Below are 11,252 nucleotides of genomic sequence, written 5' to 3'. Positions count from 1 at the left end.
CTTCCGGTAATAATGCGGCGGGTGGTACTGTGGGAATATTACTCTTATTCATTATTCCATTGCACTTATTCTCGATGTTCTGCATGTTTTACTTACTCTATTTTGTTTCTAAAACAATAAAAACTGTTGAATTAAAACGTTCTGTAACTTTCAGTGATTTTGTAGGAGAATTTTTTATGATTTGGTTCTTTCCAATTGGTGTATGGTTCATTCAACCAAGAATTAATAAAATAATATCAAATTAACGCACTATTGCCAACAACGGTTCATCGCCAATAAGCGGCACCGTTATAAAGAAAACAATTAACTTGACCAACAACAAAATACTAAGCCGACAAATCCGCGTCCCTTACTCCGCCAACTGGCGATAACCGAGACCGTTGTGCAAAATATTCACATAATTCAGACAACATGAAACTCCGACTTTTTTATCTTTTAGTAATCCTTCTTACTACATTGACTTCGTGTTCTAAAGAAAATGAGAGTTGTGAAAGTCCAGTTGATTGTCTTCCGCCAGCAACACAAACTGGAGCAAATACAGTAGGATGTCTAGTTGATGGGAAGGTCCTTGTACCAGCGGGTAAAGGTTTCGGCACAGGCGCGGTATTGAAGGCACAGTACAGTACCTATGAAGGTGATATTTTATTTGGTATTGTGGTTCGAGATGTGGATTCTGGAAGAAATCTTTATTTAGAGCTCAGAAGTGAACGGATTGAGGAGAAAAAAAATTACGAACTAAATGTGGTTAGTGATACAACGAATTATGCGATATACTCACAAGGGTCATTAGGATTTTTTCAAACAAATGAAATTTATAAAGGAGAAATCTATTTTTCAAAAGTTGATTTTTCAAAAAGAATTGCGTCAGGTACATTTTGGTTTGATGCCAAAGACGACGAAAATGGTGAGGTTGTCGAAGTTCGGGAAGGGCGTTTCGACGTTGTATTCTTTTAAAAAAAGAAAAATTCAACAAGAATACTTTGCACAACAGCGATTAACGAGGCCAATATGCGGTTTTCAAGAAAATCAATAAATTAGAACTCCAAACAACAAAACAGTAAGCCGACCACTCCGCGTGCTAAATTCCGCACACTGGCGTTAATCGCGGCCGTTGTGCGCAAGCTTTAGAGAAATCTAGATTATAAATGAAAAGATTATTTCTAATATTTTTAATCGCTATAAACGGAAATTTAATTTCTCAGAATACATTATCTCAAACAAGAGAATATTTAAGCTCCCTAAAAGAAGTTCAGGAAATTTCGAAATTGAAGTCTAAGAAATTTAAAGACTTCGAAATAATTACAACTTTTACAGAACTTGATAGAAAAATTGATTTCGGATATAAACATCACCGAATCCTGGTAATGCCATATTCTGGTTCCGATCTAAAAATAAATTTCATTTCATATAACAATAAAATTGTTGTTGGTTGGATATCAGAAAATTCAGTTGCAAAAGGAATTTTAAATATAAAATATTTCAAATCAAATGATTCTTTTATAGAAGATTATATCACAAAACATAATAAATTTTATAATACTAACTTTCGTAAAGAAGATTTTGACAAAGAGATTTTGAAAGAGTATACAGTGGGTTTTGGATGTGGAATGGCAGGAACAGAAATTCCAGATATTTCAGAAAAAACCTTAAAATTAATTGATAGAGGAAGCATTAAAAAATTGAACTCCTTTCTTAGATCAATTTCTCCAGAGGTACAAACTTTAGGCGCAATAGGAATTTTAAGAATTGGAAAAATAAATAAGGAACAACGAAAAATCATTGATCATTTAAAAATGAGAAATTCTAAAGTATATAGTTGTTCTGGATGCATTTATGACGGTGAAAGAAATTTTATAGATTTATTGAGGTGAAAAATAAAAGCCAGCGCACAACAACGGTTCATCGCCAATAAGCGGCACCGTTAGAAAGAAAATAATTAACTTGACCAAGAAACCAATACTAAGCCGACAAACCCGTGTACCCTACTCCGCCAACTGGCGATAACCGAGACCGTTGTGGTGCATTTTTTAAAAAAGCTCTAAGTTAAACTTGAAAGAAAACCAATTAATAAAATATACTGGAGGTTCAAGAATTGGTTCAAGAAACTTAACAATTCCCTTTGCTTCTTTACATATAGAAAAAGATAAAATTGAACTAAAAAGTACAGGGTTTAAAACTCTAACCTTCAAACCAGAAAATTTAGTAGATATAGAAGAGGTTTATTTTGTACCATTCATTGCCCAGGGAATTAGAATAAAACATAATAAATCTGAATTCTCAGAAAATATAATTTTCTGGAGTCTAACTACGCCTGAAAAAATAATTGATTTAATAAAAAAGAATAGTTTAATTCAAGGAAATCCTCGATCAGAAAATTCAAGCTCTAAGAGAAATAAAAAAACAAGTATTCCTCCAATTGCTATAGTTTCCATATTTACATTAATAATATTTGGAGGTACTATGATTTATCAAGATTCTAAAAAGTTTGATAAATACACTACTTTAACCAAAGATGCGGAAATTCAACTTGAAGTAAAAAATATGAGAGTTGATCACGGTTCTTCCTATATCAATAGAAGTTATATAGTACCTATGGGAACAAAACTAATTTCTAACCGACCAAAATGGTTTAAAGAAAAACATCAACCTATAGGAGGAAAAGATTCTGATCAAAATCCCTATTTTAATGACTTATATAAACCATTCACGATTTTAAAAAGTAGTAATTCCTTCGAATTGAAAGTGATAAAAAATAGCGACACTTTAATTTTTGAATTACCTGATCCCGATCGAAAAGATCCTAATGATCCAACATTTAAGGATTTATTCGAACAACTAACTAAAAACTAAAAAAACGACACCACAACAACGGTTCATCGCCAATAAGCGGCACCGTTAGTAAGAAAATAATTAACTTGACCAACAAACCAATACTAAGCCGACAATTCCGAGTCCCTTACTCCGCCAACTGGCGATAACCGAGACCGTTGGGCAGCATTTTAGAGTGATTCCGATAAAGAACAAATTCTAATACGGGTAATAATTAGCTAAAACTTATTTTGAAACAAATCAAACCTAAATCTATATTTTAAATATTTGCATAAAGTACTATCTGACAAAGACTTTAATAGATATTCTTTATCTTAACTTGAATTAGAAAATGACTAAAATAAACCTATAGTTATCAATCTTAAATAATGACAGATAAAGCAGATTATATAGAAATTGAGTTTTTAGATCATGTAGCTATTAGAGTATCAAATATTGAAATATCTACAAATTGGTATAAAAATGTATTAGGACTCAAAAAATATAAACTACCTGAATGGGGGGATTTTCCGGTTTTTATGTTAGCTAATAAATCAGGAGTCGCAATTTTTCCGGCTAATACAAATGATAAAAAAATTGATAGCAATTCAAGAAATGTCAAAATAGATCATTTTGCTTTCAACGTAAATAAAGAAAATTTCGAAAAAGCTGAAAAGCGATACAAACAATTAAATCTCAATTATAAAATTGAAAATCATTACTATTTCAAGTCTATTTATACTAAAGACCCTGATAATCATACAGTAGAACTGACTACAATTCTGGTTGATGAAAATAAATTTTATAAGTAAAAAACGCAGCCCAACAACGGCTCATCGCCAATAACGGGTCTAGTCGAAAAAGTGTAATTTTAGAAACCAGGAAACAAAATAATTAAGCCGACAACTCCGCGTCCCAACTCCCGCAACTGGCGATAGCCGAGACCGTTGTAGCACATTTTTTTATGAAAGAGGCTAACATAAAATCAAAAATCTTCCAATGAAAATTTATAAAATATTGATCTATTCTACTCTTTTAATTTTGTTCTCGTTCAATTCTAATGCTCAAACAGAAATAAATCAAAAGAAAACTTCTGATAGTTTAATACAAGGAAAATTTGAATTCGAATTATATTTTGCTGAATGGGGAGGAAGAATGAAAAATGGTTCTTGTGATGTAATAATTGAAGGCAATAAAATTACAGTTTTACAAAATGAGAAAACCGTTTTAACAGGTGGTAAAATTCTAGCTGAAGGCTTTTTATTAAAACATGAATCTGGTAGATGGATAATTGCTAATAAAGATTCAGATAAAAATGCAGAAGAAATTGGAGGTTGTTCTGGAGGTCCGATTCCAATTGATTTAGAAAAGAAAATTATAGAATGGTGCTAGGATTATCGAAGCTATTTTAAAATGCAAAAAATAGAGGATTTCATAACAACATTAATATATGATTATCCGCTTTACACAGGCGGTTTAATTCTAATTTTTGGCGTGATCGGACTTTTATATAAAATCTATAAAAACGAATCCTTTAAAATGAAAGATTACAGCACTTCAGGTTGGAAAGGAATGATTAATTCTTATGTTTTCATAATATTGTTAATTGTACTCGGTGCCTCATTGATAATTAGTAATTAAAAAAACGTGCAACAACAACGGTTCATCGCCAATAAGCGGCACCGTTAGTAAGAAAATAATTAACTTGATCAACAAACCAATACTAAACCGACAAATCCGCGTTCCTTACTCCGCCAACTGGCGATAACCGAGACCGTTGTGCGCAATGCCCATAAAAATTTAAAAATGAACAAACCGACTATATTTTTTAGCCACTCTGCGAAGGATAAAAAATTACTTTCCGCTTTAAGAAATAATCTTTTAAACATAACCTCAAATACTATTCAAATATTTCAATCGAGCGATGGTGAGAGTATTCCATTTGGCAATAACTGGATACATAAAATTGAAGAAAATCTTAGGGATACTAAACTAATGTTTGTGTTTGTTAGTCCAAATTCGATAAAATCAAATTGGTTGTATTTTGAGTCAGGTTTTTCATATTCCAAAGGAGTAAAAGTTGTTCCTGTAGGTATTGAAGGGATTGATATTGGTCAAATAGGTCCCCCAATAAATCTATTACAAGGTTTTAATATTAATTCTCACGAAGGTTTGAATAATATTATTACAGTAATAAATAGGGAATTTAACTCAACTTACAAACTTTCCTTCAAGCATAATGATTATCAGCAATTACTAAAACTTTCATCAAATCCATTAAATAATAAGTTACAGAATGATCATATAGATTTTATCTACACTCGATTCACAAAGATCGTCGACTATGATTTTAGCGAATCAGCTTTCGAAGATATTTTAACCCTTTTCGAGAAAAAAAGAATTAGACATACCGTATCAGGACATCCCAAGGAAATTTACCTTAAAGGAATGCATATCACTAAAACGAGTGAGAGTATTACCGTCAGAGTGGATGAACTTACATTAGAAGATAATATTAAGATAATAAGAGAAATCTTAAAAGAGATTTATAATCCACAAATTAAAAGATATTGGTTCGGAGTAAAATTTTTTGATAATATTGAATTGTTAACTACGAACTTCAAATTGTCTAGTAGATTGGATAATCTTGGAATTAAAATGTCAAAAGAAGGCCCTTTTTACAAATTCAAAAGTATACAATTCGCAATAGACAAAAAATCAAACTCTGAACCTGAAAGACTTAGAATAATATTCAACATCTTTAGATTCAAAATAAATGATCTGTATGATCTAATCGCATTCCTTTACGAAAATAACATTATGAAAGTCATCTAGGCACGGCGCACAACAACGGTTCATCGCCAATAAGCGGCACCGTTAGTAAGAAAATAATTAACTTGACCAACGAACCAATATTAAGCCGACAACTCCCCGTCCCTTACTCCGCCAACTGGCGATAACCGAGACCGTTAGCTTTAATGCTCTATAATATATGGAACAAAATATCAGAAAGAAATTCATCGAATTTTTAAAGTCTAAAAAAGATTTCAATCAAAACCAGTTTATAATTGATTATGAAATTCCTCTGGGGACAAAAAAATATATTGCTGCAGACTTAGTGATTATTGAACCTAATATTCGAGAATTTTTAGCCTTTATTGAATTCAAAAGTTATCATTCTACAGAAGTTTTTCAAACTCTAAATGAACAAATTAAAAGAAATCGAGTTCTACAAGATTTAAGATATATACCATTTTATTTAATTACTGGAGATGAAAATGACTTCGTAATTAATAAATTCGAGAATGATAATTGGATTGAAATTACTAAAGATGATTTCCCTAATTATAATCAATTATCAACTAATGCTATAAATAGAATAAAATTTAAAGAACGTGAAGAAGAAATAAACCAAGAAAGAGATGAGTTAGTTCGAAGGAAAAATAAAGGGATTGCTTCTTTAATTTCAATGATGATTGCGTCAATAGCCGTTGCCAGCGGAATCTTTTTTATTAAAAATAGTGATATAGGATTATTTCAATCTCCTGAAAAATCTGATATTCTATTGGATAGTCTTAAAAACAAAATTGAACGAAACTTCGAAAAAACAGAATTACTTTCAAATAGATATGAGAAGACATTGATCCTTAATGATAGCTTAGCGAAAACTATAAGTAATTCAGATAATATTCAATTTCTAACTCTATCAGAAAAAATAAATAATCTCGAAAATAAAGACACACTTTTAAACTTTAGGTTTAATCAACTGGCTCGAATAATAACAAAAGACCCATTGAACACCTTAGAATTAAATAATTTGAAAACCGAATTAACTCTTTCGAAAAAAGATTTCAATACTGATATTGAAATAATTACAAGGGATATTAATTCAATGAATCAAAAAATTGAATATAAATACAATGTAATAATCACCTTATTAGGTGCATTACTAGCATCAATTCTTGTCTTAGCTATTCCAAATTTGTTACAATGGAAAAAATCTTCAAAGTAACTAGAGCACTAAAGCTAACAACGGTTCATCGCCAATAAGCGGCACCGTTAGTAAGAAATAAATTAACTTGATGAACGAACCAATACTAAGCCGACAAATCCGCGTCCCTTACTCCGCCAACTGGCGATAACCGAGACCGTTGTAGCGCATTTTTATAAGATGATGTCGGTTTTAAATTTTATAATTATAAACAATATTACAAGGAATATAAAAATATATGGATGAGGATTTACCAGCGGATTTTTTATTTGGATGCAGGAATCTTTATCTAATGTCAATTCATCCATTTGATTTTGATAAAATAGATTCAAAAGAGTATCAAGGAATTATTGCTGTAGCTAAAAAACACATAACAAAATTTGAAGTAACAAATTTTGCAGGATTTACAGCAGAATCACAATATAGAGTATATGTATGGGCAGCATATTTAACTCTCAAATTAGAAAATAACAATCCAGCAATCCTTTCGTTTTTAAACAACGGAATTACCATAAGAGAACATTGTATAGAAGTAGTTTCCCGTAGAGAAATTCCTCCATTATCAGACAAAATAAATCAAAATAAAAAAGATTTTATTTCTAACTTATAAATCCTTTAAGGCTATGGTAACTGTAGAAATAAAAAACTTAAGAATTTTACATCTGATATTCCTATCGATAATTAGTACTGCAATTTTAGCTATTACTATAAATGAAATATTTCTGACAGAACCCAATATAAATGTTAGTAATCCTGATCAAAGTGGGTTAGAATCTGGAGTTAAATTTTTAGTTTATATAATTCTTTTGCCAATAGGATCAATTAGTGCAATAATTTCTATAGTTGACCTTCTCCTTGAGAAAAATAGAATTAGCTTGATAAACATTATTTTGGCAGGGTTAATAATTCTAATTTCATTTTACTACAAATAAAAACGCGCAACAACAACGGTTCATCGCCAATAAGCGGTAGCGTTAGAAAGAAAATAATTAACTTGATCAACAAACCAATACTAAGCCGACAAATCCGCGTCCCTTAATCCGCCAACTAGCGATAACCGAGACCGTTGTATGTTATTTTTATAAGATGATCCGAACTACCAATTTTAGATTATTAGGCAATTTTATATTAATTCTAATATTCATAATTCCTCTAAGCCTTACAGCACAAGAAGATTATTTTTCAGGAATATTAACTATGGAAATAAAGTGGGAGTCAGACTCTCAAGTTGGACAAAAATTAATTAAGAAAATGCCAGCATCGGGTAAATATTTCTATAAAAATGGTTCATATAAACAGACTTATGATAATGGAGACATAGAATTTACAATTCATAGAAATGGATCAGAATATACTTATACCAAATTTAGAAATATCGATACACTATACGCCGAAAATATAAATTGGATAAGAAAAATAGATTCATCACCAGAAATTTCAGAATCGGAGAATGAAGAAAACTTATTAGATCTTAAGTGCAAAAGGATAGAATTAAAAAACGATTATCAAACAAAAACCTTCATTTTTAGCCCATCAATAAAAATAGATTCAAAAAAATTCAAAGATTATATAAATGATAATAGAAACATATTCGCTGAATTATCAGAATCAATTCCGCTTAAATACATCGTACAAAATGAATTATATAAAATGACAGTAACTGTATTAAAAATTCACGAAAATGAATTAAGTACGGATGAATTTAAAATTCCCAACTTACCAATAACAACAGTAAAATAAAAACAACACACAACAACGGTTCATCGCCAATAAGCGGCAGCGTTAGTAAGAAAATAATTAACTTGACCAACAAACCAATACTAAGCCGACAAACCCGCGTCCCTTACTCCGCCAACTGGCGATAACCGAGACCGTTATAGCGCATTTTTTAAACAACATATATGGCAATAATTAAATTTTCCGGAACTCCAATTGAAAAACTAATCGAAACAGTAAGCCAAGGTATTGGAGTCTTATATGAACCAAGAAGAATTAAAAAGAAAGCGGATGCAGAAGCTTACAGATTAGAAAAACTTGAAGAGGCAAAGGCAAAAGGTTTAATTTTAAAATCAGATGCTGAATTTGAGATTATTGATAGAGCGAGAGAAAGGTTTGCACATAAAGAAATAAATCGACAGATAAATTTAGAAAGTATTGTTGAAAAATCATCTAAACATTTGAGTGAGTCGGTTTCAGAAGAACCGGTAGATGATGATTGGAGAACTAGGTTTTTCAATAAAGCTCAAGATGTTTCAAATGAAGAAATGCAAGAGATATGGGGGAAAATTTTAGCTGAAGAAGTCACTCAACCAGGAAGAATAAGTTTTAGAACCCTAGAGGTAATTAGCAATCTTTCGAAAAAAGAGGCTGAAATATTTGAAAGATCCTGCAAACTTGCAGTAAATGGTGGTATGATATTAAAAGCAGATGATAACAATGCATTTGATGATTACGGAATAAATTATAGCGATTTATTAGTATTAAGATCAGCAGGTTTAATTTACGATAGCGATAATTTAATTGTAAAATTTAAAACGAATAAACTCGTAAATGGAGTATTGCTTAATTATGGTAAAACAATCTTTATAGCATCAAAAGGTAGCGATACAGAAATAACATTTAATCAGGTAAAATTTACTCCTGCTGGAAATGAACTAATGCAGATAATATCAGCTGAGAAAAACCTTGATTATTTATATTACTTTAAAAAGAAAAAAGAAGAGCAAGGTTTTACAATTAATATTCCCGTACAAAAAAACGCGCAATAACAACGGTTCATCGCCAATAAGCGGCACCGTTAGTAAGAAAATAATTAACTTGATCAACAAACCAATACTAAGCCGACAACTCCGCGTCCCTTACTCCGCCAACTGGCGATAACCGAGACCGTTGGCAATAATTATTTAGAGTATGACAAATAAATTATATTATTTCCTCATTTTAATTTTATGTTTAACCTCTTGTAAAACAGAAAATAAAATAGAAGGAAATTTTCTGAAAAAATCACAAACCGAGAAAATTGACACACTAGTAAATCGGTATCATAATTTAAATAGATTTAATGGAGTGATTTTAGTTTTTCATGACAATTCTATAATCTATGATAAAAGCTTTGGATTAGCTGACTATGAAAACAATAGACCTTTCTCTAATAAGACTACCTTTAAAATTGGTAAGCTTTCAGAATTAATTACTGCTAGGATAATTCATGGAATGGCAGAAAACAACAAGTTTCAATTATCAGATAGAATTTCTAAATATCTCCCAGAAATTGATTCAGATTTAACAATAAATGATTTACTCAATCATCAAACTAATTTACCTAGTATAGAGAGCCTTAAAGAAGAGTATCCAGATTTAAAATATTCAACTATTGAGTATGCAAATTTGTCTAATGTATCTTCAACAAGATCGGAGGACAGTGAATTAGATTACAACATTTTAGGAGAACTAATTGAAAATATAAGTAATAAGAGTTTCCAAGAAAATGTCACAGATCTTAGTGAGAAAGTTGGTTTAGAGAACACTTATTTCGAAAAAAAGGATTCATCTCTTGCAGTAGGTTATCTTTATCATAATTATCGAGGAGATGGACTCGAATTACAAACCTCTCCGCAATATAATCCTGTAACAAGATTTAGTAGTCAGGGAATAAAATCAACTCCGTATGATTTGAAAAAGATAATAGATTTAAATTCAGATAATAAACTTGATATACAAGGTTATTTGCAAAATGATGGTTTTAGCTATTCAGTAATTAATAATCCAGAAACTAATATTTGTATAATAGTGTTGTCTAATTTTAGACATCCAGTTGGTGGCGAAATTGCAAATAGCATAAGTGCAATAATTGAAAACGAGGAATATAATCTTCCATTAGAAAGAAAAAGAGTTGAAATCGATAAGTCGTTACTTAAAGATTATTCAGGACTCTATTCATTAAATGAACAAGTGGACCTAGAAGTTATAGATGAAAATGATAGTCTATTTGTAATGATGGGACCGAATAAGATCCATTTAATCCCACAATCCTCGAACCAGTTTTTTATGGAACAAATGGATGCTTCAATGAGATTTCTAAGAAACAAGGAAGGTTTGGTTAATGAAGTTGTTTTACTAGACGGATTCTTAGAGGGAAATAAAATTGAACGTAAATAAATAACTATTGCCAACAACGGTTCATCGCCAATAAGCGGCAGCGTTAGTAAGAAAATAATTAACTTGACCAACAAACCATTACTAAGCCGACAAATCCGCGTCCCGCACTCCGCCAACTGGCGATAACCGAGACCGTTGTAGCGCATTTTTCAAACATGAATTTAATCACAATTGAACATTTAAGAATATTTGATCAGCATGGAGGTAACTACGAATCTTTAGAAAGAGTAGGCACAAATAAAGAGAAAGAATTATTCATAGATAATGACATATTTGAAAAAATAGATGAATGAAT

Annotated in this window: 15 protein-coding genes; all 15 read left to right on the top strand. The window is 30.9% G+C overall.

Annotated features, from left to right (window positions below; all coding sequences use genetic code 11):
* A partial coding sequence (locus tag FLP08_RS16490) for a hypothetical protein (protein WP_238388512.1) occupies positions 1-245 on the top strand: 245 nt, incomplete at its 5' end.
* Positions 246-411: 166 nt separating this feature from the next.
* Positions 412-954: a Riean_0653 family protein gene (locus FLP08_RS15220; protein ID WP_156278011.1), complete on the top strand. Its 543-nt coding sequence runs from the start codon at positions 412-414 to the stop codon at positions 952-954.
* Positions 955-1,145: 191 nt separating this feature from the next.
* Entirely contained in the window at positions 1,146-1,871 is a 726-nt protein-coding gene (locus FLP08_RS15215) for a hypothetical protein (RefSeq protein ID WP_156278008.1), read from the top strand.
* A 178-nt stretch (positions 1,872-2,049) separates the two neighbouring features.
* The gene (locus tag FLP08_RS15210; RefSeq protein ID WP_156278006.1) at positions 2,050-2,850 is read left to right on the top strand and encodes a hypothetical protein; all 801 of its coding nucleotides are present in this window, start codon (positions 2,050-2,052) and stop codon (positions 2,848-2,850) included.
* Between the two features lie 347 nt (positions 2,851-3,197).
* On the top strand, positions 3,198-3,620 hold the full coding sequence (locus tag FLP08_RS15205; protein ID WP_156278005.1) for a VOC family protein: 423 nt from the start codon (positions 3,198-3,200) through the stop codon (positions 3,618-3,620).
* 187 nt (positions 3,621-3,807) lie between these two features.
* Positions 3,808-4,200 (top strand): hypothetical protein, encoded by a 393-nt coding sequence (locus FLP08_RS15200; RefSeq protein WP_156278003.1) that lies wholly within the window; start codon positions 3,808-3,810, stop codon positions 4,198-4,200.
* A gap of 21 nt (positions 4,201-4,221) precedes the next feature.
* On the top strand, positions 4,222-4,449 hold the full coding sequence (locus FLP08_RS15195; RefSeq protein ID WP_156278002.1) for a hypothetical protein: 228 nt from the start codon (positions 4,222-4,224) through the stop codon (positions 4,447-4,449).
* 165 nt (positions 4,450-4,614) lie between these two features.
* Positions 4,615-5,643, top strand: coding sequence for a toll/interleukin-1 receptor domain-containing protein (locus FLP08_RS15190; protein ID WP_156278000.1), 1,029 nt, complete (start codon positions 4,615-4,617; stop codon positions 5,641-5,643).
* A 157-nt stretch (positions 5,644-5,800) separates the two neighbouring features.
* Positions 5,801-6,820: a type I restriction enzyme HsdR N-terminal domain-containing protein gene (locus tag FLP08_RS15185; RefSeq protein WP_156277998.1), complete on the top strand. Its 1,020-nt coding sequence runs from the start codon at positions 5,801-5,803 to the stop codon at positions 6,818-6,820.
* Positions 6,821-7,037: 217 nt separating this feature from the next.
* Entirely contained in the window at positions 7,038-7,409 is a 372-nt protein-coding gene (locus FLP08_RS15180) for a hypothetical protein (protein WP_156277997.1), read from the top strand.
* A 13-nt stretch (positions 7,410-7,422) separates the two neighbouring features.
* A complete protein-coding gene (locus FLP08_RS15175; protein ID WP_156277995.1) occupies positions 7,423-7,731 on the top strand; it encodes a hypothetical protein in 309 nt (102 codons plus the stop codon).
* A gap of 154 nt (positions 7,732-7,885) precedes the next feature.
* On the top strand, positions 7,886-8,539 hold the full coding sequence (locus tag FLP08_RS15170) for a hypothetical protein (RefSeq protein ID WP_156277994.1): 654 nt from the start codon (positions 7,886-7,888) through the stop codon (positions 8,537-8,539).
* Positions 8,540-8,700: 161 nt separating this feature from the next.
* A complete protein-coding gene (locus FLP08_RS15165) occupies positions 8,701-9,567 on the top strand; it encodes a DUF2806 domain-containing protein (protein ID WP_156277993.1) in 867 nt (288 codons plus the stop codon).
* Between the two features lie 142 nt (positions 9,568-9,709).
* Entirely contained in the window at positions 9,710-10,957 is a 1,248-nt protein-coding gene (locus FLP08_RS15160) for a serine hydrolase domain-containing protein (protein WP_156277992.1), read from the top strand.
* Positions 10,958-11,112: 155 nt separating this feature from the next.
* Positions 11,113-11,250: a hypothetical protein gene (locus tag FLP08_RS15155; protein ID WP_156277990.1), complete on the top strand. Its 138-nt coding sequence runs from the start codon at positions 11,113-11,115 to the stop codon at positions 11,248-11,250.
* Positions 11,251-11,252: the final 2 nt, after the last annotated feature.

Origin of the sequence: Christiangramia aestuarii (genome assembly GCF_009735585.1) — a bacterium.
Classification (GTDB): Bacteria; Bacteroidota; Bacteroidia; order Flavobacteriales; family Flavobacteriaceae; genus Christiangramia; species Christiangramia aestuarii.
This window is presented reverse-complemented; position numbering and strand designations above follow the sequence as displayed.

Excerpts from the sequence above, each read along its gene's own strand:
- FLP08_RS15155 (WP_156277990.1), top strand. The coding sequence starts at position 11,113 with ATGAATTTAATCACAATTGAACATTTAAGAATATTTGATCAGCATGGA.
- FLP08_RS15200 (WP_156278003.1), top strand. The coding sequence starts at position 3,808 with ATGAAAATTTATAAAATATTGATCTATTCTACTCTTTTAATTTTGTTC.
- FLP08_RS15215 (WP_156278008.1), top strand. The coding sequence starts at position 1,146 with ATGAAAAGATTATTTCTAATATTTTTAATCGCTATAAACGGAAATTTA.
- FLP08_RS15170 (WP_156277994.1), top strand. The coding sequence starts at position 7,886 with ATGATCCGAACTACCAATTTTAGATTATTAGGCAATTTTATATTAATT.
- FLP08_RS15185 (WP_156277998.1), top strand. The coding sequence starts at position 5,801 with ATGGAACAAAATATCAGAAAGAAATTCATCGAATTTTTAAAGTCTAAA.
- FLP08_RS15220 (WP_156278011.1), top strand. The coding sequence starts at position 412 with ATGAAACTCCGACTTTTTTATCTTTTAGTAATCCTTCTTACTACATTG.
- FLP08_RS15180 (WP_156277997.1), top strand. The coding sequence starts at position 7,038 with ATGGATGAGGATTTACCAGCGGATTTTTTATTTGGATGCAGGAATCTT.
- FLP08_RS15205 (WP_156278005.1), top strand. The coding sequence starts at position 3,198 with ATGACAGATAAAGCAGATTATATAGAAATTGAGTTTTTAGATCATGTA.
- FLP08_RS15165 (WP_156277993.1), top strand. The coding sequence starts at position 8,701 with ATGGCAATAATTAAATTTTCCGGAACTCCAATTGAAAAACTAATCGAA.
- FLP08_RS15160 (WP_156277992.1), top strand. The coding sequence starts at position 9,710 with ATGACAAATAAATTATATTATTTCCTCATTTTAATTTTATGTTTAACC.
- FLP08_RS15190 (WP_156278000.1), top strand. The coding sequence starts at position 4,615 with ATGAACAAACCGACTATATTTTTTAGCCACTCTGCGAAGGATAAAAAA.
- FLP08_RS15175 (WP_156277995.1), top strand. The coding sequence starts at position 7,423 with ATGGTAACTGTAGAAATAAAAAACTTAAGAATTTTACATCTGATATTC.
- FLP08_RS15195 (WP_156278002.1), top strand. The coding sequence starts at position 4,222 with ATGCAAAAAATAGAGGATTTCATAACAACATTAATATATGATTATCCG.